This is a genomic window from Pseudomonas sp. LBUM1659 (assembly GCF_059716045.1).
This window is the reverse complement of record NZ_CP166797.1, coordinates 178,684-204,170: the sequence shown is the minus strand read 5'-3', so window position 1 is coordinate 204,170 and position 25,487 is coordinate 178,684. Positions and strand designations below refer to the sequence as shown.

The window sequence follows — 25,487 nt, the reverse complement described above, 5'->3', positions numbered from 1 at the left end:
ACAGAACCCTTGTAGGAGTGAGCCTGCTCGCGATGGTGTCAGTCCAGCCAACACAATTCAGGAGTATTGGACTTCCATCTCATCCAACTGATGATCAAAGCTCTTGAGCCGCGCAGTCCACGTATACACCAGCACCTCAAAGTCCCGATTGATTACCGCCCCGCCCGTTACTTCCGAGCGTGGGTCGCAGACGTCCAGTTGGTAGCGTTCCCGCGCCATGGCGGTGGCGACATCCGAGAGTTCGCGGGCGTTGTTGAGCCAGTGCCAGCCCTCCTCGGACACCTGCTTGTCCAGGGCCACGCATTGTTTCTTCAAGGTCTCGAGGCTTTTTTCCAGCGGTGTGCCGGTGAGCTCGCCCATGACTTCCTGAAACGTACGCCCCGGCTGCCAGTAGCTGCCCCAGAAATATTGGTCAAACACCGTTTCGACACGACGCAACGCCACCTTGGTGTCCCAGATCAGCACCAACGTCTTGCCTTGTTCGAGTTGTCTTTTTTTGATGCGCTGGCCCTGGACTGAAGCCCAGGCCACCACCACGATTGCCATCACCGCAATCAGCGCGCTGGCGCTGTCGAGAAACACCAGCGCCTTATCGATCTGGTGGGCCAGCATGATGCCGTAGAAATAGGTGGCCGACAGCAAAACCAATGCCGCGATAGCGCACCAAAAGCCAGGAGCATAAGGGTTTTTCATTATTTTTAATCCCCATGACCAACGCGAGCTTTGATTTGATGAAGTCGATGTGTGACTTCATCAAATCAAAGCATAGCAACGGCCTCAGGGTTTGCTGGTGTTCGTGGCTTGCGTTCGTCCGCTTTCCCAGCCTCCGCCCAGGGCGAGGAACAAATCGATCTGGCTGGCGGCAACCTGGGTGTTGGCAGCGGCCAGTTGCGCCGTGACATCCGTGTAGGTGCGGGTCGCTTGCAGGTCCGCCAGGAATGATTCGCGCCCGGCCTGGAAGAAACGATGCGTCTGGTCCGCTGCCAGTCTTGCCGATTGCTCGGCGTCTGCCAGGGCGTCACGACGTTGCAACAACGCGGCGTACTGGGCCAGGCTGGTCTGGGTTTCGCGAATGGCGTTGAGCACCACCCCATCGAAATGCGCCAGCGTCGCCTGGGTCACCGCTTCGGCTTCGCGGATGCGTGCCCGGGCGCCGTTGGTCGGCACGTTCCAGGTCAGCGACGGACCGAAGCCCCAACGGTTGGTGGACGGGTCGCCGAGATCGTCGAGGATACCGACGGTGCCGATGGTCGCGCCGATGCTGATGTTCGGGTACAGCTCACCCGTGGCGACGCCAATCCCGGCCGTCGCAGTCGCCAGCCGGCGCTCGGCCTGCCGCACATCGGGACGACGCTTGAGCAATGCGGCGCCATCGCCCACCGGGATCAATTGCGCGATTTTCGGCAGCTCGTCGCAGGTGGCGGTGCCGGCAGGCAGTTGATCCACTGGCTTGGCCAGCAACATCGACAGGCGATACAGCCCGGCTTGACGCGAGGCCTCATAGCGCGGCATGTCGGCGCGCAGGGATTTGAACTGGGTTTGCGAACGGGTGACCTGGGTTTCGTCGCCACGGCCGGCATCGCGCAGGCGCTGGATCAGCGTGGTGCTCTGGGCCTGCAGGTCGAGGGAGTGCTGGGCAATCTCCCGCTCCTCATTGGCCGCGCACACCTGGGTGTAGGCTCGGACCACGTCGGCCACCACGGTGATGCGAGCCGTATCGGCGGCGGCCTGTGTCGCATCGGCGTTGGCCTTGGCCGCTTCGATTCCGCGCTGCAACGTGCCGAACAGATCGAACTGGTACGACGCGCTGATGCCGATATCACCGACGTTGGCCACCGGCACTTTTTCCGGTATCAGGAACGCTTGGCCAGACTCCTGCAATCGCTGGGCTCCCATCTTCACACCGCCGCTCCAGCCGCCCGCCGCTTCTGCCTCATCGACCTGAGCGCGGGACCGCGAAAGGCTGGCCGCCGCAACGCGCAAATCGGTATTGGACGCCATGGCCTGTTGCACCAACTGGTCGAGTCTCGGGTCCTTGTACAGGCGCCACCAATCGGCCGGCACCGGTTCGGACACCACCGTTTTGCCGTCGACCGCCAGATCGCCCTGCAAATCGGGTCGATGGACAGCCGCTTCGTCGGGCAAATGGTAATCCGGGCCAACCACCTGACAGGCCGACAGCAACAAACCTAATCCGGCAACCGCCAAACCCGACGCCCTGCTCATTTCGCGGGCTCCTGCGCTTGATCGTCGATGATCGACACGGTCGCGGTCCGCCCGGCGATCATGCGGAAGTCCGCCGGTACATCATCGAAGGCAATCCGCACCGGAATCCGCTGCGCCAAACGCACCCAACTAAACGCAGGGTTAACGTTGGGCAGCAGGTTGCTGCCGATGGTGCGGTCGCGGTCTTCGATGCCGGCGACGATGCTTTCCACATGGCCGCGCAGCCGCGCACGGTCGCCGATCACCCGAATGTCGACGCTCTGGCCGACATGAATGCCGTCCAGTTTGGTTTCTTCGAAATAGCCGTCGATGTGGAATGAATTGCTGTCCACCACCGACAACACCGGCCGCCCGGCGGTGACGAACTCCTGCACACGCGGTGCACGGTCGTTGATGTAGCCGTCGACCGGGCTACGGATGGTCGAGCGGTCGAGGTTCAATTGAGCGCTGTCCACCGCCACTTGAGCCTCCATCAACGCCACCTCGGCGCGTGCCACCCGAGACTGGCTTTCTTCCAATTGTTCGCCTGGCACCAGATTGCCGAGCCCACGATTACGCTTGGCTTCGCGTTGTGCCTGAGCCAGGGTTTCCTGACGGTCGGCGACCGCCGCCTTGGCCTGGCGCAGGGCCAGTTTGAAACGGTCCTGATCGATGCTGAACAGCACTTGGCCGCGTTTCACCAACTGGTTGTCACGCACGTCCACTTGCTGAATCAACCCGGAGACGTCAGGGGCGATTTGCACGATGTCGGCACGGATATGCCCGTCGCGGGTCCATGGCGCAAACATGTAGTACATCACCATGCGCCAGACCACCACGACGGCGAAGGTCACGATCAACAGGGTCAACACCACGCGACCCAGGGTCAGAAAAGGTTTTTTCATGTCATCAGGTATCGACTGAGTGAGTCCACGGCGCCGAGCAGCAAAGCGTAGAGAGCCACGTTGAACAATGCCCGGTGCCAGACCAGACGGTAAAAGTGCAGGCGCATCAGCAACCCGTGCACCAGCAGGTACAACACATACGTAATGCCCATCAATACCAGCAGCGTGGGCAGAAACACCCCGCTCAGATCCACATCACCGATCATAAAGGCGCTCCATCGATGCCATGGGGCAGCGGTTCTTCGAGTTCGCCCGAGCTGACGAATTCCACGCCGGGCAATAACGCCAGACGCAGGCCACTCAGGGCATGCAGCAAATTCAGACGTGCGCCCTCATCGCAATCCGTATCCAGCGCACGGCGCGCGCGGTCGAGGGTCATCAGCAACGGGTTCGGTGGCGACAGTCGCTCACCCGCCTTGAGGCAGGTCTTGAAATACTCGCCGACTTCCGTCACCACCTGATGCAGCAACGCCTGCGGGACACCGACCACCCGCGGGGTGTAGGCCAGCAGGTCGAGCAGGTTCAGCGCCACGCGCACTTCGCGCAACGCGATGCCGGTGTCCTGGCCGGTCATGGCCAGACGCGGCAAGTGCTGCATCAGACGATCGAGCACTTTGATACCCAATTGCCGGTGTTCGGCCAAGGTGGCCGGTTCGGTGAGGCCGACAATGTCGCGCCAACTGAAACGGGTCAGCCGCTTGGCCGCCAGTTCCGCACCAAACGGCCGGGCGATCAGAGTCCAGACGAAAGCAAATAACAACCCGATGGGACCGGCCAGGTTGGAGTTGGCAAAGCTGAGGAAGTCCGCGTCGTAGGCACCCTGAATACTGATAAAGGACGAGGTGTTGACCAGGGTCAGCAGCATGCCCAGGTAAAACTGCGGCTTGACCGTCAGGGTGCCGATGCAGATAAACGGCACGGCAAACGCCAGCACCAGCATCGGGAAGTCATGCAAGTTGGGCAGCACCAGAAACAGATACAGGCTGGCGAACACCACCGACATCGCGGTCCAGAAAAAGAACCGGTAAATCTGCGGCGCCGGGTCATCCATCGAGGCGAAAAAGCTGCACGCCACGGCGGCCAGAATCACCGCGGCCCCGCCATCGGTCCAGCCGAGCAGAATCCACAGCACCGAGGCGACGATGATGGCGCTGACCGTGGAGACTGCCGAGTAGAGCATCAGCCCACGGTCGAGAAATGGCGACAGGCGACCGAGGCGCCAGTGGCGATACACCGCGCGCCAGCTGTCCTGGCTTTCGCACTGGATGGCGTATTGCAAGCTGCGGCAGTCTTGCCATAGATCGATCCACTCGCCGAGGCGATACAACGCGTTGGAGAACAGCAGCTGTTTGCGATCATTCAAGGCTTCGGCGGTAGGCTGCAAGGCTTCAAACTGGTCTTTCAGTGACTGCCAGCGAACGAGGTCGGCGTCTTGGTGATTGAGCCATTCGGTGGTGGCCGCCAGCAACGGTGCAAACTTATCCACCAGCTCTGGCGTGCGCCGCTCAAGGGCATACAGCGCGTCATCAAGGGCGTCGATCACCGGCAACAGGTGAATCATCCTCCCACGCAGTTCTTTGGTATTTCGCACGGTTTGCCGCCGCGCGCCCTCGTGAGGCAACTGACCGATCATCAATTCCAGAGTGTTGAAGGTCGCTACCATGGCGGAGCGCAGCGCGCTGACTTCATCAGGTTGCACCTGGCGGCTGAGGAAACGCAGGCTGTAAGTCGAGGCATCGGTAAACCACTTGCTCACCGCATCGTTGAACACTGGCGCCAGCCGTCGAGGCCAGAACATGGCGCCGACCACGGCAGCCACGGCGATGCCGAGGAAGATTTCTTCAGTCCGCGCTTCCGCGACGTCCCAAACCCCCAACGGGTTGTTCACCACCGGCAGGGCGATCAGCGGCAAGGTGTAACCGGCCAGCATCAAGGCGTAGTTGTTGGCGGTGCGCAGGTGCAAGGACAGGAACAGCAAAATCCCGGTCCACAGCGCGATGACCACCACCAATACATAAGGACTCTGAACAAACATGGGCACGAACAGAACCGCTGCCGCCGCCCCGATAAAGGTGCCGATTGCACGATAGAGCGCCTTGGAACTGGTAGGACCGACAAAGGGACTGGAAACGATGTAGACCGTGGCCATCGCCCAATACGGGCGTGGCATTTGCATGAGCAGGGCGATGTACAACGCGATCATCGAGGCAGCAAAGGTGCGCACACCGTAGAACCAGTCCCTTGCTGCGGGCATACCGGTGAAAAATCCGTTCAAGGGTTGACCACCGACGGCGCTTTCGCCGCTTCAAAGGCTCTCAATACCCGTAGCGTAGCTTCCAGATCGCTTGGGTCGATGCCTTCGAGTACTTCATGACGCAATCGCACCAGTTCGATTTCGACCGCCTGCACCAGTTCGCGACCGGTTTCGGTCAGGCTCAGGCACTTGGCGCGCCGGTCATGGGCGTCTTCCGTGCGGCAGACATAACCCGAATGACACAACTGATCGAGCAAACGCACCAGGGACGGACTCTCCATCCCCGCCGCCTGCGCCACCGTCACCTGCCGCACGCCCTCGCCCAGGCGCCCGATCATCAACAAAGGGGCGGCGCAGGCTTCGGAGATTCCATAGTTGACCAGCGTGGTCTGGCAGATCTTCCGCCAATGCCTGGCGGCCACCACCATGGAGCTGCTGATGTTCATCTGGAGAGCGTCGAGGTTTTTCGGCACGGGGGAAAACACACACTGTTAGTTTGCTAACTATCAATATGGCATTTGGAGGGAGAGGTGGTCAAGTTTTGAAACAAACTGGCAAAAAGGTTCGCACTATCCGTTCGATGAGGAGTTCGAAGCGATATGCCGCAATGCGAGCGCATGCGGCAGAAATCAACTGTGTTTTGCCGCTAGCGTTGTTTGGCTCGGTCGTAAACTGCACTGCGCTCTCGCTTGCCGACTGCCACAACAGAAACGACTACACGCTCCTCTATAACCTGATACACCAGCCAGTACCCTGCTGATTTCAACTTTATTTTGTAGCAGTCAGGCATTCCTTGCAGCGAATCGGATGGGATCCGGGGCACCTCAAGTCTCTCTGCCAATTTCTTTTTGAATTGCTCACGCAACGTATGCCCCAGCTTGCCCCATTCCTTGCGTGCGGACGGCAGGAACTCAAGCTTATAGGTCATCCAAATTTACCGGCACCGGCGTTTCATGACGGCGAGACCGAACAATTTCCGCCAATTCAAGGTCATCGAGGCGCTCCATCATGGCCTCGAAAACATTTGCTGGAACCATGTACCCCATCACTCGATTGTGATTAAGCACGGCAACAGGCCCTCCATGGGCACCGCTCAATACCGCCGATGGATTTCTCTTCAACTCGGACACACTGACGGCCATGTCGGCCAGAACATTCTACATATATAAGACTTAATACTGGTCTATTAACGCCTTATGGCCAACCTGAAAAAACAAAACCTCCTGCTCCCCCTACACCCCCCGCCCCTTCCTCAACAACACATCCAACTGATCCACCACCTCCGCCCAATCCGCATCATCGAGAATATCGTCACGTAAAAAATCCGCCTGGCTCTTGCTCCAGAAAAACGCATCAGCAAGGTGCAGTTCAGGCTTGAGCGGTGAGTGGGTGGCGATGAATTTATCGATGCTTTCGGCGTCATCCGCCAGACCGAGTTGCTTGAACAGGTTGGGCAGGGTGTGGGTTGGGGATTCCATGTCGGGCTCCTGGTGAAATGAAAAATTTATCGCGAGCAGGCTCACTCCCACTTGAACACTCGACTAACTGTGGGAGCGAGCCTGCTCGCGATGGCGGCAGCATGACAACACAACACTCAGTAACTCAGTTCCCGCACCTCGGCATGCGGCACCATTTTCAAAAACTGCGGCATGTCCATGTGCAGCAGGTTGATGTGGTTGCCGGCTTCCAGATAGATGTCTTTCTGCCGGCTCACCAGCGGGTCGATGACCACGTCCAGCCCATAGGCCTCACCCAGTGCAGGCACAGCACCGCGTTCGCAATCATCGAACAGGTGCGCCAGATTGCTTTCCCGGGAAACTTGCCATTCGCCGCTGCTGCGGACTTTGCTCAGGTCCAGGTGACGGCTGGCAGGGAGCACAGCCATCAAGTAATGACCGTGGTGATCGTCGAGGATGACCGACTTGGCCACCCGTTCGGCAGGAACACCCGCGAGCCGCGCCGTTTCAAGGCTGCTGGCCGAATGGGGGTGGGTGACGATGTCATATTCGCAGTGAGCTGTTTCCAGGCTTCTCTGCACGGTTCTTGCCATACGCATGATGCACCTCGGTGTCCGTGCCAGTGACGGGCGGACGATGGTTAACGCTCTTCTTCGTACTAAAAGTCTAGGCCTGCCGGCACATTCCGGCGGGAAATCCGCCCATCGGACGGCCGCCGAAAAGTGAGCAGAATTCAGATACGCCAAGGCTCAACTAAACTGTATACAGAGCCACCTGCTGACTCTCGCGGAGGGTCAAGTGAATACTCGTTGCTGTGTCGTAGCGCTGCTGTTGGCGTTGAGCGGATCGGTGTTCGCAGCCGATACCGTTGTGCTGCTGATGCCAAACCCTATCGGGATCTGGTTGATTACGTTTGGCATCGCCTTTCTGATCGCCGAGGCCGCGTTGCCCAATTACGGTGTGATCGGTTTGGGCGGCATTGTGATGTTCGTGATCGGCGCGGTGATTCTGACCAACACCGAGATACCTGTTCCCTTGATGATTGGCCTGGGGCTGGTGAGTGCCCTGCTGCTGATTTTCCTGCTGATTCGCGCCCTGAAAACCCGGCCGCGCAGCACCGTCAGCGGCGATGCCGGGCTGCTGGGCAGCGTGACACCTGTCTTGTCGTTACTGCCCGGCAATGCCTGTAACGGCTGGGTGCATCTGCAAGGGGAGCGCTGGCAGGTTTCAAGCTCGACACCGCTGCAACCGGGGCAACACGTCCGGGTGGTGGCGCGAATAGGTTTACTGTTGCAAGTGGCCGCGGCTGACGCGGCGCCGGTGGGAGAATAGTCATGGGCCTGCAAGTAGGTTTCGCCGCGCTGCTGCTGTTACTGATTGCACTGGCGGGGTCGACCTTTCGCATCCTGCGCGAATACGAGCGCGGCGTGGTATTCCAGCTCGGACGCTTCTGGCAGGTCAAGGGCCCCGGTTTGATCCTGCTGATCCCGGTGGTCCAGCAAATGGTCCGCGTCGACCTGCGGACCATCGTCCTCGATGTGCCACCGCAAGACGTCATCACCCGCGACAACGTCTCGGTCAAGGTCAATGCGGTGCTGTACTTCCGCGTGCTTGATCCGCAGAAGGCGATCATCCAGGTCGAAGACTTTCTCGCGGCCACCAGCCAATTGGCCCAGACCACACTGCGAGCGGTCCTCGGTAAACATGAACTCGACGAACTGCTGGCCGAGCGCGAGCGATTGAACATAGACATCCAGCAAGTACTCGACGCCCAGACCGACGCTTGGGGTATCAAGGTTGCCAACGTCGAGATCAAACATGTGGACCTCAATGAATCGATGGTTCGTGCCATCGCCAAACAAGCCGAAGCCGAACGGGAACGCCGGGCCAAAGTGATCCACGCCGAAGGTGAATTGCAGGCCTCGGAAAAACTCATGCAGGCTGCCGAAATGCTCGGTCGTCAGCCAGGGGCCATGCAGTTGCGTTACATGCAGACGCTAAGTTCGATTGCCGGGGACAAGAGCTCGACCATCGTCTTTCCGCTGCCGATTGAATTGCTCAAGGGAATGGCGGATTTATCGTCGAAACCGTGAAAGTTCGTAACGGCCCATCAATCGCGCCAACACTTTCAATGCCGCACAAACAAGCGCGCATTAACCCATCCTGCCCGCATTTCGCCAGCGTTCTGCCAGCCCGATGGCAGCGGCGCAAACTCGTCCGGCACACCAACGGTGCCGATCAGCCACACTCGCCCAGTGCCTTTGGGCAAGCTGGCGAGGCGGTCCAGATAAATGTCCTGGGTGACCAGCGTACCGAAACCATAGGCGTTTGGCCGGCTCGACCCACCATTGGCCAACAGCGGGGTGTACAGCAGCGGTTGGGTGTCAGTGCGATTGTAATAAACGTAGGGGAGGTACCAGAGCATGTCGCTGGTGACAATCCGGTCGCCAGCAGCAAAATGCCGGTTAACGTAGTCGACCAATACGTTGATCTGATTGTTGGGATCGACCGAGGCGTTGTTCTTCAAACCGAACAGTTCGACGCCGACAAACAGCACCAGCACGGTCAGCGCCAGCACCCGCAAGCCTGAATACAGGCGATCAATGGCCAGTGCGACAATCATCGGCAACCCCAGTGCATAGGCCGTCAGATAGCGCTCAATGAACACCGGCGAGATAAATGACACGCCAAACACCAACAGCATCGGCAACGCCGTGTAGATCACCAGCAGCACACTGCCGCGAATGACGCTGCGGTCCCGCGCCAGCGCCACGCCAGTCATGACCAGCAACGCTAGCGGCAGCGCGATAAAAATCAGCGTCGGCAGGTTTTCGCCATCGTCCTGGGTCAGCAACGACCAGATCATCGACGGCAACGAGCTGAACGTGACCGGCGACTCCCACCCCACATCGCCATTGGCTTTGAGCTGATCCATGTGCTGGATCAAATCGATCAGGTTCGGCACCCACGGCAGGTACAGCAACACGATTGCCACGTTCGCCAGCCACCAGCCGGGGCGCTGAATACTACGCAAACGATAGCCTGGCAGTACACGAATCAGCCCCAGATACAGCCAGTGGCACATCACGCACAGGGCGGTGAAGTAATGGGTGTAGAACGCCGCGCTCATCAGCAGCACATACGCCACCAGATAGCGTGTGCGCCGGGGATACCTGATCCAGTAAACCAGCGCAATCGTGGCACCGATCAGCCACAGGCCCAGTAGCGAATACATCCGCACTTCCTGGCTGTAACGCACCGCCGTCGGTAGCAACGCCAGCAGAAAACCGGCCAATAACGCGGCACGCCGAGTGGCGATCAAGTCCACCAACCAGACGCCGAGCCACACCGTGGCGATTCCAGGCAGAGCGCTGAGACAGCGGATCGAGAAAATACCGTCGCCGAACAGCTCGATCCAGCCATGCAGCAGCACGAAATACAGCGGAGGGTGCACATCATGGGCGGCATGCACCCATATTTCAGCCACCGAGTAGTGGCTCATCAGCAGGCTCGACCCTTCGTCGCCCCAGACGGCCGCCGCGGTCAGATCGTAGAAACGCACCAAGGCCGCCAACGCCAGAATCGGCAACAGCCAGTGTTCCTGCGCCCACCGCAGCCAACGCTGTACCACCGCCCAGCCACCGGGCACTGCGTGCGGATCCTGGGTGCCGCCAAGTGATGTTTCTCTGCGCGCTTCCATTGCCTCCCCTCGCAACTGGCCCGAGATCACGAAGCTTATGGATCACTGTAAGACGGTGCAGGTTCGTCGTCGATGCTGGCTTTACGACCATTGCCATCGGCGGCCGTATCCCCCTGACGGTCGAGTGGGGGCTAAAACACGTGGGAGTGCATCAAGTGGTGAGCGATTACTGGATGGAAATGGGTTGTTTCGAAAATGCCAAATATCTCCGAGCAGGTGCATTGTTTTTCTGCACTGCCTCTCGGTAATAAATCCCACACAAAACGGGGAATCTACATTCAATCGTTACCGAGATGAGCTGTGGACAATCGTCACTTTTACAGAGATACAGCACTTAAACATTCATCCTGTAGCAAACACTAATAGATTGAGTCGATAACACCTTGACCATCCACCGGACGAATGCTCAAAACTGGCTCGCCGCTGAAAGTCGAGTAGAGCGTTAATCAATCTACGGGTTGACGCCCGTACCGTACCCGACTTACGATCCCCCCACTGAACCCCGTACGCAGAGATTAAATTCACTGGCAGTTGGGGTGAAGAAACCGGCCTAGGCCGGTTTTTTCGTTTCTGAGGTATGAGTTTTTGCGAACTGCTTTCTTTGTTGATGGCTACAACGTGTTTTATGGATTACTCGCGGGCACACCGTATAAATGGCTTAATCTCCAAGGCTTGCTGGCCCATGTCGCGTACATCGAGAATCCGCAGAGTTCGATCATCTCCGTTGATTACTTCACCTCATCCGTCAAACCAGAACTTGCTACTCGCGGCAGAGCCTCCAAAGAAGCTCAAGACACCTATGTGCGCGCGTTAAAGACGACCAATGTTGCCGTTCACTATGGTCGCCATAAACTTGAGCCCGCTAAAGCCCCTCGTTTCATTGACAGAAAAATCGGCGCATCTCGCCAGGACAAAGTGGACATCTGGAAGCTTGAAGAGAAAGAAACAGATGTCCACATTGCAATTAGCATGTATCGCACGGCAGCAAGGCAGACCAAACTCCATATCCATGACCAAATCGAACAGCTGGTGCTGGTATCCAGTGATACAGACATGACTCCAGCCCTGAGAGCAATCCGAGAAGATTTTCCTGATATGAAAGTCGGGGTCATTCTTCCCCACCGGGCTGAATTAAACCGTCCCTCGCCAGGCTCTTTAAAAGAACACTCACACGGGATGCGACGAGTCGTCACCGAAGAAGAGCTGCAAAAGCATCAATTTCCAAACCGGGTGCCGACGCACTAGGCCCCCGCCATCAAGCCGGATTATTGGTAACGACACTTGCCACCGGATACACCGACTCCCATCCCCCGCCCAAAGCCTTGTACAACCCGACCATCGCCAGCGATACCCCGGTCGAACTCTCCACCAACTGCTCCTGAGTCGCCAACAACGCACCTTGCACCGTGAGCACGTTGACGAAGTCCACCACGCCTTCGGTGTATTGCTGCTGCGCAGTGCGCAGGGCGATCTGGTTTTGGCGCACGGCTTCGGCGAGGCTGTCGCGACGCAGTTGTCGGGCGTTGTAGGCGGTCAGTTGATCGTCGATTTCATGCCAGGCGCGCAACACGGTTTGCTGGTAGGCGATGGCGGCTTCCTGCTGCTGGGCTTCGCGCAAGTTCAGCACGCCGCGCAGACGACCGCCGTCGAACAGCGGCAGACTGAATTGCGGGCCGATGCCGAACGAGCGCGAGCTCCACGAACCAAAATCGCTGAGTTGCATGGCTTGTGAGCCCACATTGCCCGACAGGGTGATCCGCGGGTAGAAGTCTCCCTTGGCCACGCCGATGCTTGCCGTGGCGGCATGCAAGCGCGCTTCAGCCTGGCGGATATCCGGGCGGCGTTCGGCCAGTTGCGACGGCAGGCCGATAGCGACCTGTCGCCGTGTTTGCGGCACGGGCGCGTCTGTGGATAATTCGGCGTACAGCGCTTGCGGCGGTTCGCCCATCAGTAGGCTCATTGCGTTGATCAGTTGTGACTCCCGCTGCTCCAGCTCGGGCAGGCGTGATTCGATGGCGGCGACTTGAGCGGCGGCTTCGGCGACGTCCAGGTCGGTGGCAACGCCGTCGGCCAGGCGCAGTTGCGAGAGTTTCAAACTGTGGCGGGCAACATCGAGGTTTTGCTCGGTGACGGCTCGAGTGCTTTGCACGCCGCGCAGCTGAATGTAGTCCTGAGCGGTTTCTGCGAGCACCGACAGCAACACCCCCCGACGATCGTTTTCGGCCACTTCAAGCGTGGCGTCGGCGGCTTCGGTTTCGCGGCGCACGCGCCCCCAGAAATCCAGCTCCCAGGACGCGGAGAAGCCGGCGTCCCACAGGTTGAATGCCGAGTCACCGTTATGTCCCGAGGGGTCGTTCAAGCCTTCGCCGCTGTAACGTTTGCGTCCATAGCTGCCAGCGGCCGCCGTGCCGGGGTAACGGTTGGCGGTGATCACCTGGCGCGCTGCGCGGCTTTGCTGCAAGCGGCTGCTGGCGAGTTTCAAGTCGAGGTTATCGGTCAGGGCGCGTTGAGTCAGGCCCGAGAGTATCGGATCGTGGAACACGTCCCACCAGCGCTCCTCGATCGTTGCGGTGACGGCTTGGCTGGCAGCAGCTTTTGACGGTTTTGACCATTCGGTGATTTGCGGGGCCTGAGGTTTGTGAAAGTCCGGGCCGACGGTGCAGGCTGAAAGGCCTGTCACCAATAAAGCGCCGAGAACTGCGCAAGGCCACCGGCCTCTTCGCGAGCAGGCTCGCTCCCACAGGGGATCTCCTTTTGGGCAGAGATTGTGTGCATTGAACCGATTCAATGTGGGAGCGAGCCTGCTCGCGATGACGTCTGCCGAGCCAACAAACATCTTCATCGCTGAGTCACCTCATGCGACACCGCGCTCGCAGTATCAATACTCGCCTCCACCGACATCCCCACTCGCAACCGCGAGGCCAGTGCCTGACCCGGTTCCAGGACAATTTTCACCGGGATCCGCTGCACAACCTTGGTGAAGTTGCCCGTGGCGTTGTCCGGTTTGATCGAGGCGAATGTCACGCCCGTCGCCGGGGCGATGCTTTCGACACGACCGTTCAGGGCCTCACCGCCGAGGCTGTCGACCCGCAGCTGCACGTTCTGCCCCGGCTGTACGTTGGTCAGTTGAGTTTCTTGAAAATTGGCGACCACGTAAGCCTGTGCCAGCGGCACCACCGCCAGTATCTTGCTGCCCGGCGTCACATAGGCGCCGACTCGCACGGCGCGCTCGCCGACAATGCCGTCCTGTGGCGCAACAATGCGCGTATAAGACAGCTCGTAACTGGCGATTTCCAGGGCAGCTTGCGCACGTTTCAGCCCACCTTCGGCGGCGTCGCATTGGGCTGTCAGGATGTCCACTTGCTTGCGTTCCGCCGCCAGCACTGCCGTTGCATTGGCCAACCGCGCGTTGGCCTGATCGATGCGCGTGCGCGCTTGTTGAGCATTCTGCACCGTGCCGGCCCCAACGCCCGCCAGGTGGATGTAGCGGTTCAACTCTTGCTCGGCGAAGGCCAATTCAGCCTTCGCTGATACTACCGAGGCTTGAGCCTGAGCGATCACTGAAGCCTGGCGCTCAAGGGTCGCCCGGGCATTTTGCAGCTGCGCTCTCGCCATCAGGGTCTCGGCGTCAGCCGCTTGGGCCGCGGCTCGCAGATCACGATCATCGATCAACGCCAGCAACTGCCCGGCCTTGACTTGCTGGTTGTCTTCCACCAACACGTCCTTGATAAACCCGGCCACGCGCGGGACCACCAGCGTGAAGTCCGCCGAGACAAAGGCATCATTGGTTTTTTGCTGCGTACGCGGCCCGAAAAGGCCGGGCGTCAGCAGATAAATCAGCACGCCGACTGCCACCACGGCGGCGATACCGACAACCACTTTTTGCTTTGTTTGAATCGTCATAAAAACCTTCTGTTTCAGTGAAGCGTTCAAGTCGGCGCGCGCGGTGGATAAACCCGCGTCGGCAGCCAGAAAATCATCAGGATCAACGCCAGTGCGACGCCCGCCATGCACAGATAAAGATCGGAGGAAGTCAGCACCACGGCTTGCTCGTGCAGCCGATGAGCGAGACCTGCGCTGTCGCTGTCGGCCAGTGGCGAATTACCGAGGTTGTCCACCAACATGGTTGAGTGGAAGTGCAGCCTGGAAGTGGTCAACGCCTCAATGACGCCGGTGGCGAGCACCGCGGACAGGCCTTTCACCGTGTTGAACCAGGCCGAGGCGAACGGTCCTTCCATGGGCGAAATGCTGCCGGTCGCGAGCATCAACAGTGGCAACACCGCCATCGGCTGACCGAAGATTTGCAGCCATTGCAGTGCGTAGAAATCGTCGCGAATCCACGCCGACGTCAGCAGTGAACCGCCGATGCAAGACAGCGCCAACAGGCTCAAGCCGATACCCAACACCCAGCGACAATCAACCCATCGCAGATTGCACAACGCAGCCACTAACGGCAGCGCAATCAACTGGGGCAACGCTGCCAACAGTGTGATCGGCGCAGTCTGGATGGGGCGATAACCCTGCACCTGCGCCAGATAAGCGGACGGAATGATGATCACCGCCAGCAACACCACCAGCACCCCGGCCAGAGTGAGCAAGGCGAAGGACAGGTTGCGGATGCCGAGCATCTGCATCTTGAAAAACGGAATGGGTTGCGACCATTCATTGATCAGGAAAAGCACCATCAACAGCAACCCACCGCCGAGTAATCCGCAGATCAGGCTCGACTCGAACCAGTCCAGTCGATTGCCCTGCAGAACGCCGATCACCAACAGGCAGATCGCCGGAAAACCCAGCAGCAGACTGCGCCAGTTGAAGTGCCTGAAGCGCTCCAGGCGCAGCGGGTCCTGTGGCAAACCGTAAAACACCGCCACCAGGGCGATCAGGCACGGCACGATGATTTGCCAAAACGTCCATTGCCAACCGACATACTCGGTCCACAACCCGGCCAATGGCGTGCCGAGCCCGGGGCCGAAAGTGGCTGTCAGGGCATAACCGGCCAAGCCATAGAGCTTCACATTGGCCGGCAAGAATCGCAGCGCCACGGTCATCAACATCGGCGGCAACGCGCCGCCCGCCAAACCTTGCAACGTGCGCAGGACCAGCAGGCTTTCGTAGTTCGGGGCGAACGGACTCAACGCGCCTAACAGCGTGAAGACGCTGATGGCGCAGAGGGTGAAACGCCGCAACGAAAACGTCACCGAGCACCATGGCGCAAACGCCATGGCCGCCACCGAGGTTGCGGTGTAACTGGCGACCAGCCAGGTGCCTTCGTCGTAGCCGATGGCCAACGCGCCGCGAATGTCCGCCAAGGCAACCTTGGTCACCATCTCGTTCAGGCCCGAGGCCAGCACCGCCAACAACACGCCCACCAGACCGATGATGATCCTCGGGCCGAAGACCGGTGGTGCGACAGCGGCTGGACGGGTCGCGGCGTGTGGTGCCGTGACCGTGAGGGAAGTCATTACTGCTTGCTCCGGGGTTTGAGTACCGGGGCAGTTTAAAAAGCGCGAGGCCTGACGAAAACTGACTTATCGACAGGTTATAAGTGCGTTAGACGCAACAATACAAAAACCCTGAGGGAGCGAGCCTGCTCGCGATTGGGCCGTCACATTCAACATCTATAGTGACTGACCCACCGCTATCGCGAGCAGGCTCGCTCCCACAGAGATTTGGGGTCACTTCAGGTGGGTTGCGCCTCTAGCCACGTCTCATCGCAACAGGTTTTGAGGGTTTCACGCAGCCAGCGGTGAGCCGGGTCATTGTCAAACCTGGGGTGCCAGGCCTGGGTCAGCATCAGGGTGGGCAACGGAATCGGCAGCGTGAACGAGCGCAGTTTCAAGCCCAGGCGTCGCACGCTTAGCAACGCTTCCTTGGGCACCGGCAGAATCAGATTGGAATCCGGCAACGCGAACATCGCCGCATGGAAGCTCGGCGCAATCACTGCGACCCGCCGCTCCAGCCCCAAAGCATTGAGTGCCGTGTCGATCGGCCCGCGTGCAATGCCTCGGCGCGACATGCTGATATGAGAAAAACCGGCGTAGCGTTCGGCGGTAATCTCATCGTCAAACAGTGGATGATCTTCGCGCACCAGACCGACAAAGTGCGTAGAGAACAGGTTCTGTACTTTCACTTCCGGCATGACGGGACGATTGTTGCTCACACTTAAATCGATCCGCCCTTCGCGCAGCGCTTCATCATCGCCATCGCCCTCCGGCACAAATCGCAATTCACAATGCGGCGCTTGGCGCTCCATAGTGTCAAACAGTTTGCCGCCATAGACGCCGACGAAAAAGTCATTGGCGCGGATGCTGAACCGTCGGCGCAACGAACCGAGATCTACCACATCGGCCGAGCGAAACAGCAACGCGGCCTGCTCGACCACATCACGTACCTGCTCACGTAATTCCAGCGCCTTGGGCGTCGGCACCAAACCACGACCGGCACGCACCAGGATCGGGTCGCCGATGGCCTCGCGTATCCGCGTCAGCGTTCGGCTCATGGCCGCCGGGCTGAGGTTCATCCGCCGTGCAGCGCCGACCACACTGCCTTCATCGAGCAACGCGTCGAGGGCGACCAACAGGTTCATGTCCGGGAGTTGCATGCTGAGCACTCTTGGCTGATCTGGATTGATTCAGACGCAATGCTAGCAAACATCTCCAACTGATGCGGTGGCTGGACTGCCCCCATCGCGAGCAGGCTCACTCCCACAGTAATCTTCAGTGGATGCGGACTATGTGTTCGACACATCGCCCTGTAGGAGTGAGCCTGCTCGCGAAGGCGTCAGACCAGACGCCGCAACTTACCGCTGCATCCCCCACCGCTTCACGGTCACCCGCTCCAGCGTGTCGAACACCAAGTTCTCCACCAGCAACCCGATCAGGATCACCACCGCCAACCCGGCAAAGACTTTGTCGGTGTAGAGTTCGTTGCGGTTCTGGAATATGTACCAACCCAACCCACCCTTGCCGCTGGTCGCGCCAAACACCAGTTCCGCAGCGATCAACGTGCGCCAGGCGAAGGCCCAGCCGATTTTCAGCCCGGCAAGGATCGATGGCAACGCGGCCGGGATCAGGATAAACAGCACGAACCGCATGCCCTTGAGGCCGTAATTGCGCCCGGCCATGCGCAGGGTTTCCGAGACTCCGAGAAACCCGGCGTAGGTGTTCAAGGCCAAGGCCCAAAGCACTGAGTGCACCAGCACAAAAATCAGGCTGTTCTGCCCCAGGCCGAACCACAGCAGTGCCAGTGGCAACAACGCAATCGCCGGCAGCGGGTTGAACATCGAGGTCAATGTGCTCAACAGGTCGCGACCAAACTGGGTCGACACCGCCAATGTGGTCAGGGCAAATGCCAGGACGATGCCGATCAGATAACCCTTGAGCAACACCACCAACGAAATCCAGACCTTGCCCAGCAATTCGCCAGTGAGCAAACCGTCATACAGCGCGCTGGCGGTTTGCAGAAAACTCGGCAGCAGCAGGTCGTTGTTTTGAACACGGGCAACCACTTCCCACAGCGCTGCCAGCAAAATCAGGATCAGACTTTTACGAATCCAGCCCTGTTGCCAGAGGCGCTGACCAAGCGGCAGTTCACGCTCCAGCGGTACGCTGGTCAGCGGCTGTAAAACAGTTTCGAACTCTTCACGCACAGATGATAAATGGCTCATCGGGCAAACCTCTCAATGGCTCAATAAGCGATGCGAATATCGGAGAAATCCAGCTCACGCTCGGTTTCCGGAGATTGCCCTTCATCGAACAACAACCGATGAATCCGTCGCGCCGACTCCTGAAACGCAACGCCGCCGAGGCTGTGCAAATCGTATTGATGGCTGTGGACTTCTGCCCGTACCCGGCCCGGATGCGGCGACAACAGCAAAATGCGATTGCCCACCACTAGCGCCTCTTCGATAGAGTGCGTGACAAACAGCAGCGTGAAACGCACCTCTTCCCAGAGCAGCAGCAATTCTTCCTGCATCTTGCGGCGGGTCAGCGCATCCAGCGCGGCGAAGGGTTCGTCCATCAGGAGGATTTTCGGTTGCATCGCCAGCGCTCGTGCAATGGCGACTCGCGCTTTCATGCCACCGGACAAGGTATGCGGATAAGCATCGGCAAACGCCGCCAGCCCCACCTTTTCCAGAGAGTGCAGTGCCCGCTCTTCAGCCTCTTTACGCTTGAGTGTTTTGGACGCCAGCAGCGGAAACATGACGTTCTGTTTGACGGTTTTCCACGGTGGCAGTTGATCGAACTCCTGGAACACCACAATTCGATCCGGGCCCGGCGCGTGGACAGTTTGCCCTTGCAGGCGAATCTCACCCTCACAAGGCTGAATAAAACCGGCGACAGCCTTGAGCAACGTCGATTTACCGCAACCCGACGGGCCGAGCAGCACAAAGCGGTCCGCCGGATCGATTTCAAAACTGACTTGATGGGTCGCTCGCACCACACGCTGTGGCGTGCGGTATTCGAGGCTGACATTGTCGACCGACAGCAGCGCTTGGGCTGCCGTGTTCGATTTGCTGACCGTGTGGCCTTGCAAAGGGGCGTTCATGACGATCAGCTCCCTTGCAGCGGTTTGGTGTCCTGGAAGAAGTAGTCCTTCCACGAATCCGGTTTGTTTTTGATCGCACCGACGCGGTAGAGAAACTCGGCCAGTGGATACGTATTTTTCGGCGTGATGCTGAATTCGAATTGCGGGTTGTCGATGATTTTCAGCAACGCGGCGTGATCGATTTTCGCCTTGGTGACGCGCAGGTACGTGTCGGCTGCCGCGCCTTTATCGTTCTGCGCAAATTCAGCCGCTTCAGTCAGCGCCGCAATGAAGGCCTTGTAGGTTTTCGGGTTCTCGTCACGGAATTTCTCGGTCGCAAACAGCACCGTTGGCGAATTCGGGCCGAGCACGTCATAGGAGTTCAACACCACATGGACGTTGGGGTTGTCCAGCTCCTGATCCTGGAATGGCGGGTTGGAGAAGTGCCCGGACAACTCGGTGCCACCGGCCACCAACGCGGCCGTGGCGTCCGGGTGCGGCACCGCGATGGTGTACTTGTCGAGGCGATTGAACTCCTTGTCACCCCATTGCTTGGCCGCCGCGTATTGCAGGAAACGCGATTGCACTGAAACCCCAACGGCCGGCACCGCAATTCGATCCTTCTCGGTGAAATCGGCGATGGTCTTGACCTTGGGATTGTTGCTCACCAGGTAGTAGGGGAAGTTACCGAGGGAAGCCACGGCTTTGACGTTCTGCTTGCCATGGGTGCGATCCCAGATCGTCAGCAACGGGCCGACACCAGCGCCTGCGATATCAATCGAACCCGAGAGCAGCGCATCGTTGACCGCCGCGCCACCAGACAGCTGAGTCCAGTCGACCTTGATGTCGATGCCTTCCTGCTTGCCGTACTTCTCGATCAGGTTCTGATCGCGCACCACATTGAGCAACAGGTAAACAATGCCGAACTGCTCGGCGATGCGGATTTCACCTTCGGCGTGGGCCACAGTCGGCGCCACCAGGCTGCCGGCGATCAGGCTGAAACCCAGGCCGATGGCGGCCGCCAGCGGTGCAAATGGAAGACGTTTGGTCATGAAAATTCTCCGACAAATCAGAAAGGCGCGTCGCCCTGGATGGTGGTGCGAAACAGCTTGCGGCGCAGATGGCTGGGGCATCCGGCGGCGAGGTGGATCAGCGAGCGGTTGTCCCAGAACACCAGGTCATGGGGCTGCCATTGATGGCGGTAGATGTTTTGCGGCAGCACGCTATGGGCGTAGAGCTCATCAAGCAGTTGCTTGCTCTCGTCTTCCGGCAAACCGACGATGCGCGTGGTAAAGCCTTCGCTGACGAACAACGCCTTGCGTCCGTTTTCCGGGTGCGTGCGTACGATCGGATGAATCACTTCGGCGACTTGTGCGAGCTGCTCCGGCGTCAGGGTCGGGCGCCAGTTGCCTTCGAATTTGGTCTCGCTGTAACGCGCGGTGTAGGAATGCGCGGCGGATCGGCCTTCGACTGCTTTGCGCAACGCGTCGGGCAGGTTGTCCCAGGCTTTGTGCATGTCGGCGAATAAGGTGTCGCCGCCTTCGGACGGCAGCTCCTGGGCGTGCAGCATCGAGCCCAGGCTGGGCAGCTCTTTATAGGAAAGATCGGAGTGCCAGAACTTGCCAGCGTCACCGAGGCCGATGGATTGGCCGTTTTCGATGATGTTGGAAACGATGAGGATTTCCGGATGGCCGGCCAGCAGGAACTGCTTGAGCACATGAATCTGCAACACGCCGAATCGACGGCTGAAGACGATCTGCTGCTCAGGGGTAATGCGCTGGTCGCGGAACACCACGACGTGATGATCCAGGTGCGCGCGATGGATACGGGCGAAGTCCTGATCGTTGATTGGCCGAGACAGGTCGAGGCCGATGATTTCGGCACCGACCGCGCCGCTGAACGGGCGGATGTCAAAGGTTTGAGGCGCGATGCTTTGAGAGGCATTCGCTGAAGACAAAGAGACAGCTGACATAAAAATCACTCCCACGCACGGCACGCTCAAAGGCGCGCGCGTCGATCAAGAAACTCACGGAGGTCCCGTGTTGGTTCGTGTCGTGCGGCGCGCCGATTGGTCGGCGGGTACGCAGAAGAGTGACTTTATAGATATAAGAATTTAAATTTAAATACCGTTAATGAATAACGATATGGCTTTTGAGGTGTGTTGTCGGTTAGGCCGCCATCGCGAGCAAGCTCGGCTCCTACAGGGATCGTGTGATCAACACTGTCTCTGTAGGAGCCAGGCTTGGTCCGGGCGCTGCGTTCCGACGATGAGGCCATCAGCCACACCGGGGGACTACCGCTCGTGCAGCGCCTCGGCCCGCGCCCGGATAATCGGCTTGAGCAAATAGCTGAGCACCGACTTTTTGCCGGTGATGATATCCACCGACGCCACCATCCCCGGAATGATCAGCAACGGCTTTTCATCCGTCCCCAGATGGCTGCGATCAGTGCGCAGCTTGATGATGTAGTAGGTGTTTTTCTTGTCTTCATCGGTAATGGTGTCAGCGCCGATCTGTTCAAGCTTGGCCTTCAACCCACCATAAATGGTGTAGTCGTACGCCGTGAACTTCACCGTCGCTTCTTGCCCCGGATGCAGGAAGGCGATGTCTTGCGGGCGAACCTTCGCCTCGACCAGCAAGGTGTCGTCCAGCGGCACGATTTCCACCAGATCGCTGCCCGGCTGAATCACGCCGCCAATGGTGTTCACCAACAACTTGTTGACGATGCCACGTACCGGCGATGTCACCAGCGTCCGGCTGACCCGGTCTTCCAGCGCTTTGCCGGTGGCCTGAGCCTTGTTCAGATCGGTGCGCGCTTCGTTCAGTTGGGTCAGCGCTTCGCTGCGGAATTTGCCACGCGTCTCGTCGATCTTGCGCTGCACTTCCTTGATCGCCGATTCGGCACGAGGGATCGCCAGCGTCGTGGCATCCAGTTGCCCGCGCGTTTCGACTTCCCCACGTTTGAGTCGCAGCACTTCAACCGGCGACACCGCGCCCTGGGCCACCAACGGCTCGGACATGTTGATTTCCTGGCGCTGCAGTGCCAGCCCGTTTCGGTACTGCGACTGCTTGGAGGTGAATTCACGCAGCTCTTGCTGACGCTGGATCAATTGCTCCTGCAAACCACCGATTTCATCGTGCAGTTGCTGACGACGGCTGGTGTACAGCGACTCTTCGCTGGCCGCCTGAATGGGCACGGCTTTGAGCACATCCGCCGGGAAATTCAGTGGACGATCGTCAACTTCCGCACTCAAGCGCTCAACCCGCAGCAGCATCGACAACCGATCCGCTTCGGTTTCACCGACGTTGGAGGCAAAGCGCGTATCGTCCAGGCGAATCAGCGGCGCACCGGCCTCAACGATCTGCCCTTCCTTGACGAACAACTCAGAGACGATCCCGCCTTCAAGGTTCTGGATTTTCTGGATCTTGGACGACGGAATCGCCTTGCCGTCGCCCTTGGTGACCTCGTCGATCACCGCGTAGTTGGCCCAGAGCATCAGAAACACGAAAAATCCGATGATTGCCCAGATCGTCAACCGCACCACACGCGGGGCGTCTTCGATGAGGGCTTTGTTGACCTCGGGCAAAGGCTGGCCATGCAGCGAATCGGAGCCTTTGAAGTAACGACCGATCGCATTCTTGAAACCCGACTTAAGCAACACTGATCTGCCCCTTCTTCAACGCTTCCATCACGACGGCTTTCGGGCCATCGGCGAGAATTTGTCCACGGTCGATGACAATCAAGCGATCCACCAGCGACAACAGTGAAGCCCGGTGCGTGACCAGCACCACGGTCTTGCTTTCAATCATGGCCGCGAGGCGTTGTTTGAGGCGTTCTTCACCGGTGTTGTCCATGGCGCTGGTCGGTTCGTCGAGCAGCAGAATCGGCGGATTGAGCAGCAATGCCCGGGCCAGCGCGACGTTCTGGCGCTGACCGCCAGACAGGTTCTGCCCGCGCTCACCGACTTGCAGCTCATAACCTTGCGGGTGCAGACGGGCGAATTCATGCACGCCGGCCAGTTCGGCGGCTTGCAAGACCAATTCGTCTTCGACATAACGTGCGCCCGACACCAGGTTGTCGCGAAGGGTGCCCGCCAGCAGTTGGATGTCCTGCGCCACGTAGCCGATGTTGTGGCGCAATTCGCTCACGTCGATCTGGCGAATGTCGACGCCATCCACCAACAGCGCGCCGTCGTCCGGCTGGTACAGCCCCACTACCAGTTTGGCCAGGGAGCTTTTGCCCGAACCGCTGCGACCGATGATGCCGATCTTCTCGCCCGGCTTGATGCTCAGGTTGATGTTCTTCAGCGCCAGGTTCTGCTGGCCCGGGTAGGTGAAGTTCATCTGCCGGCACTCGATGCCGCCTTGCAGCACCTTGCGGCTCAGCGGGCGCTCTTCGAAGTTGCGCTCTTGCGGCAACTCCATCATTTGATCGACCGAGGTCATGGTCACCCGCGCTTGCTGGTAACGCGTCAGCAGGCCGGACAGCGAAGCCAGCGGGCTGAGGGCACGACCGCTGAGCATGTAGCAGGCAATCAGACCGCCCATGCTCAGGTTGCCGGCGATGATCTGGTACACGCCGAAGACGATCATGATGACCCCGGCCAGCTGCTGGATCAGCAACGTGATGTTCATCGCCAGGCCGGAGAGCATTTTCACCCGCAGTTCGAGGCGGCTGAGGGTGCCAATGGTTTGTTCCCACTGATACTGACGTTCGCTTTCGGCGTTGTTGACCTTCACCGCGTCGAGGCCAGCGAGGGTTTCGATCAGGCTCGACTGGCGCTCGGCGCCCAAGGCCATGGTTCGCTCCATGGTTGCCACCAGCGGCTTCTGCAGTGCATAGCCGATCAGCAAGGCAATCGGGAACGCCAGCACCGGAATCCACACCAGGTGCCCGCCGATAATTGCGATGACCATGAAGATCAGCAGCGTAAATGGCAGATCGATCAGGCTGGTCAGCGTCAGCGAGGCGAGGAAATCGCGCAGGCTTTGAAATTCATGAATGTTCTGGGCGAAGCTGCCGACCCGGGCCGGGCGGTACTTCATGGCCATGCCGACGATGCGTTCGAACAACGTGGCGGAGATGATCAGGTCGGTTTTCTTGCCGGCCAGGTCCAGGCACAGACTGCGCAGACTCTTGAGGATCAGGTCGAACAGGTAAGCACCGGTAATGCCGATGGCCAATACCCACAGGGTCGATTCGGCCTGGTTTGGCACGACACGGTCGTAGACGTTCATCACGAACAGCGGCGCGGCCATGGCGATGATGTTGATCAGGAAACTGGCGGCGATGGCGTCAGCGTAGAGCCAGCGCGAACGCTTGAGGGTGTCGCGGAACCACGAGCGTGCGCGCGGGATCAGCGTGCCGTGGTTGACGTCGAATTTATGCTGGGGTTGAGCAAAAAACACTTTGCCGGTGTAGTCGTCGGCGAGCAATTCGCGACTGACGACACTTTCGCCGCCATCGCTTTCGTTTAGCAGCACGCGGGCCTGGTCGTCACCCAGCCAGCCAAGCAGAACCGCACTGCGACCGTCCTTGAGCAACAACAATGCCGGCAGCGCAATCGCCGGAATCTGCTCAAGCTTGCGTTGCAGCACCCGACCTTGCAGGCCGGCGCGAGCCGCTGCGCGAGGTAGCAACTCGACGCTCAGGCGTTGCTTGGGCAACGGCAGGCCGGTGGTCAGCATCGCGGCGCTGGCCGGCTTCTGGTGCAATGTGCAAAGGGCTAGCAGGCCATCCAGCAACGGATCGTCATGCAGCGTGCGTGGATCATGGATGAGTTGAACCCGACTGACTTCTGATTCCACGCTCGACACTCTTGGCTAACGGTAAAAAGGGAGGACTCAATTCATCCCGAGGAGCTGAACCTACGGCTTCACGTCGATTTGCACAACGAAAACTAACGGTGCGACCACTCCCTGGCGCTTGAGCAACGCGCCCATGGTCGCCTTGATTCGGTATTGAGTAAATAACTGAATGTTTTTGATCTCGGCCAAACAACGGGAAGCGTTAAACAGTTCGTTTTCGCTGTCGAGCAAGCTGCGCTCGCCGAGGCTGAACTGTTTCTAATATGCGGTGCGCACGCTGGTGTTGTGATCGGCATATTGTTAAGCGGCCTTCACGACCATAACCGTCCGGCAGATCGACCCGGGAAAGGGATCCACCTTTGGCCGTCTTTAACCGATAATCCGCGGCCAATCGACTATTAATACTTGCCTGGATTTCCAGATGGACCTCCAGTGCCTGTTGTATTGCCTGCATAAGGCTCTGTTCCTGAATAAAACTGCCGGCATTGGCGCCGGGTGAAGACTTGAACAGTTGCTGACGCATGGTTCGAATATTCCCAGGACTTCTTGTCCTGAATCACTTCAGAACGTACGACGGCATTGGATAATGGATGCCCGTAATACCGTACGTCGGAAATTAGAAAGTTAGAG

25 protein-coding genes and 1 pseudogene are annotated in these 25,487 nt (G+C 59.1%); 3 read left to right on the top strand and 23 right to left on the bottom strand.

The window, feature by feature from the left end; genetic code table 11:
* Nucleotides 1-57: 57 nt before the first annotated feature.
* From ACA048_RS00850 to ACA048_RS00805, 10 genes are all read right to left on the bottom strand, one after another.
* Nucleotides 58-693, bottom strand: a complete 636-nt coding sequence (locus ACA048_RS00850) for an NADH:ubiquinone oxidoreductase subunit N (RefSeq protein ID WP_497627557.1) — start codon at nt 691-693, stop codon at nt 58-60.
* Nucleotides 694-777: 84 nt separating this feature from the next.
* Nucleotides 778-2,226 carry an efflux transporter outer membrane subunit gene (locus ACA048_RS00845; protein ID WP_497627556.1) on the bottom strand — a complete coding sequence of 483 codons (1,449 nt, stop codon included), beginning with the start codon at nt 2,224-2,226 and terminating at the stop codon, nt 778-780.
* Nucleotides 2,223-3,110, bottom strand: a complete 888-nt coding sequence (locus ACA048_RS00840) for an efflux RND transporter periplasmic adaptor subunit (RefSeq protein ID WP_497627555.1) — start codon at nt 3,108-3,110, stop codon at nt 2,223-2,225. The genes ACA048_RS00845 and ACA048_RS00840 overlap by 4 nt, the downstream gene beginning before the upstream one ends.
* Nucleotides 3,107-3,316, bottom strand: a complete 210-nt coding sequence (locus ACA048_RS00835) for a DUF1656 domain-containing protein (protein WP_007946223.1) — start codon at nt 3,314-3,316, stop codon at nt 3,107-3,109. Before ACA048_RS00835 ends, ACA048_RS00840 begins: the two co-directional genes overlap by 4 nt.
* Nucleotides 3,313-5,385 carry an FUSC family protein gene (locus tag ACA048_RS00830; RefSeq protein WP_497627554.1) on the bottom strand — a complete coding sequence of 691 codons (2,073 nt, stop codon included), beginning with the start codon at nt 5,383-5,385 and terminating at the stop codon, nt 3,313-3,315. The genes ACA048_RS00835 and ACA048_RS00830 overlap by 4 nt, the downstream gene beginning before the upstream one ends.
* Nucleotides 5,382-5,810 (bottom strand): MarR family winged helix-turn-helix transcriptional regulator, encoded by a 429-nt coding sequence (locus ACA048_RS00825; RefSeq protein ID WP_497627553.1) that lies wholly within the window; start codon nt 5,808-5,810, stop codon nt 5,382-5,384. The genes ACA048_RS00830 and ACA048_RS00825 overlap by 4 nt, the downstream gene beginning before the upstream one ends.
* Nucleotides 5,811-6,010: 200 nt before the next feature.
* Entirely contained in the window at nt 6,011-6,292 is a 282-nt protein-coding gene (locus tag ACA048_RS00820) for a type II toxin-antitoxin system RelE family toxin (RefSeq protein ID WP_497627552.1), read from the bottom strand.
* The gene (locus ACA048_RS00815) at nt 6,282-6,506 is read right to left on the bottom strand and encodes a type II toxin-antitoxin system Phd/YefM family antitoxin (RefSeq protein ID WP_497627551.1); all 225 of its coding nucleotides are present in this window, start codon (nt 6,504-6,506) and stop codon (nt 6,282-6,284) included. The genes ACA048_RS00820 and ACA048_RS00815 overlap by 11 nt, the downstream gene beginning before the upstream one ends.
* Nucleotides 6,507-6,596: 90 nt before the next feature.
* On the bottom strand, nt 6,597-6,842 hold the full coding sequence (locus tag ACA048_RS00810) for a DUF2789 domain-containing protein (RefSeq protein ID WP_497627550.1): 246 nt from the start codon (nt 6,840-6,842) through the stop codon (nt 6,597-6,599).
* 116 nt (nt 6,843-6,958) lie between these two features.
* Nucleotides 6,959-7,420 carry an aminoacyl-tRNA deacylase gene (locus tag ACA048_RS00805; protein WP_497627549.1) on the bottom strand — a complete coding sequence of 154 codons (462 nt, stop codon included), beginning with the start codon at nt 7,418-7,420 and terminating at the stop codon, nt 6,959-6,961.
* A gap of 199 nt (nt 7,421-7,619) precedes the next feature.
* On the opposite strand from ACA048_RS00805, the gene ACA048_RS00800 reads away from it, so the two are divergent.
* Both ACA048_RS00800 and ACA048_RS00795 read left to right on the top strand, forming a co-directional pair.
* Nucleotides 7,620-8,153, top strand: coding sequence for an NfeD family protein (locus ACA048_RS00800; protein ID WP_497627548.1), 534 nt, complete (start codon nt 7,620-7,622; stop codon nt 8,151-8,153).
* 2 nt (nt 8,154-8,155) lie between these two features.
* Nucleotides 8,156-8,914, top strand: coding sequence for a slipin family protein (locus tag ACA048_RS00795; protein WP_027926014.1), 759 nt, complete (start codon nt 8,156-8,158; stop codon nt 8,912-8,914).
* A gap of 35 nt (nt 8,915-8,949) precedes the next feature.
* On the opposite strand, the gene ACA048_RS00790 is transcribed toward ACA048_RS00795, so the two are convergent.
* On the bottom strand, nt 8,950-10,521 hold the full coding sequence (locus ACA048_RS00790; RefSeq protein WP_497627547.1) for a glycosyltransferase family 39 protein: 1,572 nt from the start codon (nt 10,519-10,521) through the stop codon (nt 8,950-8,952).
* A gap of 585 nt (nt 10,522-11,106) precedes the next feature.
* Between ACA048_RS00790 and ACA048_RS00785 the strand changes: the two genes are divergently transcribed.
* A complete protein-coding gene (locus ACA048_RS00785; protein ID WP_497627546.1) occupies nt 11,107-11,766 on the top strand; it encodes an NYN domain-containing protein in 660 nt (219 codons plus the stop codon).
* Nucleotides 11,767-11,776: 10 nt separating this feature from the next.
* On the opposite strand, the gene ACA048_RS00780 is transcribed toward ACA048_RS00785, so the two are convergent.
* The 12 genes and pseudogenes from ACA048_RS00780 to ACA048_RS00725 form a co-directional block, all read right to left on the bottom strand.
* Complete coding sequence (locus ACA048_RS00780; protein ID WP_497627545.1) at nt 11,777-13,363, bottom strand: efflux transporter outer membrane subunit; 1,587 nt, start codon at nt 13,361-13,363, stop codon at nt 11,777-11,779.
* The gene (locus ACA048_RS00775; protein ID WP_497627544.1) at nt 13,360-14,424 is read right to left on the bottom strand and encodes an HlyD family secretion protein; all 1,065 of its coding nucleotides are present in this window, start codon (nt 14,422-14,424) and stop codon (nt 13,360-13,362) included. Before ACA048_RS00775 ends, ACA048_RS00780 begins: the two co-directional genes overlap by 4 nt.
* 26 nt (nt 14,425-14,450) lie before the next feature.
* Nucleotides 14,451-15,986, bottom strand: coding sequence for an MFS transporter (locus ACA048_RS00770; protein ID WP_497627543.1), 1,536 nt, complete (start codon nt 15,984-15,986; stop codon nt 14,451-14,453).
* 218 nt (nt 15,987-16,204) lie between these two features.
* Nucleotides 16,205-17,125: a LysR family transcriptional regulator gene (locus ACA048_RS00765; protein ID WP_497627542.1), complete on the bottom strand. Its 921-nt coding sequence runs from the start codon at nt 17,123-17,125 to the stop codon at nt 16,205-16,207.
* A gap of 198 nt (nt 17,126-17,323) precedes the next feature.
* Nucleotides 17,324-18,190 carry an ABC transporter permease gene (locus ACA048_RS00760; RefSeq protein WP_497627541.1) on the bottom strand — a complete coding sequence of 289 codons (867 nt, stop codon included), beginning with the start codon at nt 18,188-18,190 and terminating at the stop codon, nt 17,324-17,326.
* A gap of 20 nt (nt 18,191-18,210) precedes the next feature.
* Entirely contained in the window at nt 18,211-19,071 is an 861-nt protein-coding gene (locus ACA048_RS00755; RefSeq protein WP_497627540.1) for an ABC transporter ATP-binding protein, read from the bottom strand.
* Nucleotides 19,072-19,076: 5 nt separating this feature from the next.
* Complete coding sequence (locus ACA048_RS00750) at nt 19,077-20,102, bottom strand: ABC transporter substrate-binding protein (RefSeq protein ID WP_497627539.1); 1,026 nt, start codon at nt 20,100-20,102, stop codon at nt 19,077-19,079.
* A gap of 17 nt (nt 20,103-20,119) precedes the next feature.
* The gene (locus tag ACA048_RS00745; RefSeq protein WP_497627538.1) at nt 20,120-21,022 is read right to left on the bottom strand and encodes a TauD/TfdA dioxygenase family protein; all 903 of its coding nucleotides are present in this window, start codon (nt 21,020-21,022) and stop codon (nt 20,120-20,122) included.
* 321 nt (nt 21,023-21,343) lie between these two features.
* On the bottom strand, nt 21,344-22,711 hold the full coding sequence (locus ACA048_RS00740; RefSeq protein ID WP_452628876.1) for an HlyD family type I secretion periplasmic adaptor subunit: 1,368 nt from the start codon (nt 22,709-22,711) through the stop codon (nt 21,344-21,346).
* On the bottom strand, nt 22,701-24,857 hold the full coding sequence (locus tag ACA048_RS00735; protein ID WP_497627537.1) for a type I secretion system permease/ATPase: 2,157 nt from the start codon (nt 24,855-24,857) through the stop codon (nt 22,701-22,703). Before ACA048_RS00735 ends, ACA048_RS00740 begins: the two co-directional genes overlap by 11 nt.
* Nucleotides 24,858-24,917: 60 nt before the next feature.
* Nucleotides 24,918-25,157, bottom strand: a pseudogene (locus ACA048_RS00730) (TolC family outer membrane protein); the annotation flags it as partial.
* Complete coding sequence (locus ACA048_RS00725) at nt 25,060-25,380, bottom strand: hypothetical protein (protein ID WP_497629955.1); 321 nt, start codon at nt 25,378-25,380, stop codon at nt 25,060-25,062. The pseudogene ACA048_RS00730 and the gene ACA048_RS00725, both read right to left, overlap by 98 nt.
* Nucleotides 25,381-25,487 lie beyond the last annotated feature (107 nt).

Bases quoted from the DNA above. Each gene is read 5' to 3' on its own strand.
- ACA048_RS00850 (WP_497627557.1), bottom strand. From the start codon at position 693: ATGAAAAACCCTTATGCTCCTGGCTTTTGGTGCGCTATCGCGGCATTG.
- ACA048_RS00845 (WP_497627556.1), bottom strand. From the start codon at position 2,226: ATGAGCAGGGCGTCGGGTTTGGCGGTTGCCGGATTAGGTTTGTTGCTG.
- ACA048_RS00840 (WP_497627555.1), bottom strand. From the start codon at position 3,110: ATGAAAAAACCTTTTCTGACCCTGGGTCGCGTGGTGTTGACCCTGTTG.
- ACA048_RS00835 (WP_007946223.1), bottom strand. From the start codon at position 3,316: ATGATCGGTGATGTGGATCTGAGCGGGGTGTTTCTGCCCACGCTGCTG.
- ACA048_RS00825 (WP_497627553.1), bottom strand. From the start codon at position 5,810: ATGAACATCAGCAGCTCCATGGTGGTGGCCGCCAGGCATTGGCGGAAG.
- ACA048_RS00820 (WP_497627552.1), bottom strand. From the start codon at position 6,292: ATGACCTATAAGCTTGAGTTCCTGCCGTCCGCACGCAAGGAATGGGGC.
- ACA048_RS00815 (WP_497627551.1), bottom strand. From the start codon at position 6,506: ATGGCCGTCAGTGTGTCCGAGTTGAAGAGAAATCCATCGGCGGTATTG.
- ACA048_RS00810 (WP_497627550.1), bottom strand. From the start codon at position 6,842: ATGGAATCCCCAACCCACACCCTGCCCAACCTGTTCAAGCAACTCGGT.
- ACA048_RS00805 (WP_497627549.1), bottom strand. From the start codon at position 7,420: ATGCGTATGGCAAGAACCGTGCAGAGAAGCCTGGAAACAGCTCACTGC.
- ACA048_RS00795 (WP_027926014.1), top strand. From the start codon at position 8,156: ATGGGCCTGCAAGTAGGTTTCGCCGCGCTGCTGCTGTTACTGATTGCA.
- ACA048_RS00790 (WP_497627547.1), bottom strand. From the start codon at position 10,521: ATGGAAGCGCGCAGAGAAACATCACTTGGCGGCACCCAGGATCCGCAC.
- ACA048_RS00780 (WP_497627545.1), bottom strand. From the start codon at position 13,363: ATGAAGATGTTTGTTGGCTCGGCAGACGTCATCGCGAGCAGGCTCGCT.
- ACA048_RS00775 (WP_497627544.1), bottom strand. From the start codon at position 14,424: ATGACGATTCAAACAAAGCAAAAAGTGGTTGTCGGTATCGCCGCCGTG.
- ACA048_RS00770 (WP_497627543.1), bottom strand. From the start codon at position 15,986: ATGACTTCCCTCACGGTCACGGCACCACACGCCGCGACCCGTCCAGCC.
- ACA048_RS00765 (WP_497627542.1), bottom strand. From the start codon at position 17,125: ATGCAACTCCCGGACATGAACCTGTTGGTCGCCCTCGACGCGTTGCTC.
- ACA048_RS00760 (WP_497627541.1), bottom strand. From the start codon at position 18,190: ATGAGCCATTTATCATCTGTGCGTGAAGAGTTCGAAACTGTTTTACAG.
- ACA048_RS00755 (WP_497627540.1), bottom strand. From the start codon at position 19,071: ATGAACGCCCCTTTGCAAGGCCACACGGTCAGCAAATCGAACACGGCA.
- ACA048_RS00750 (WP_497627539.1), bottom strand. From the start codon at position 20,102: ATGACCAAACGTCTTCCATTTGCACCGCTGGCGGCCGCCATCGGCCTG.
- ACA048_RS00745 (WP_497627538.1), bottom strand. From the start codon at position 21,022: ATGTCAGCTGTCTCTTTGTCTTCAGCGAATGCCTCTCAAAGCATCGCG.
- ACA048_RS00725 (WP_497629955.1), bottom strand. From the start codon at position 25,380: ATGCGTCAGCAACTGTTCAAGTCTTCACCCGGCGCCAATGCCGGCAGT.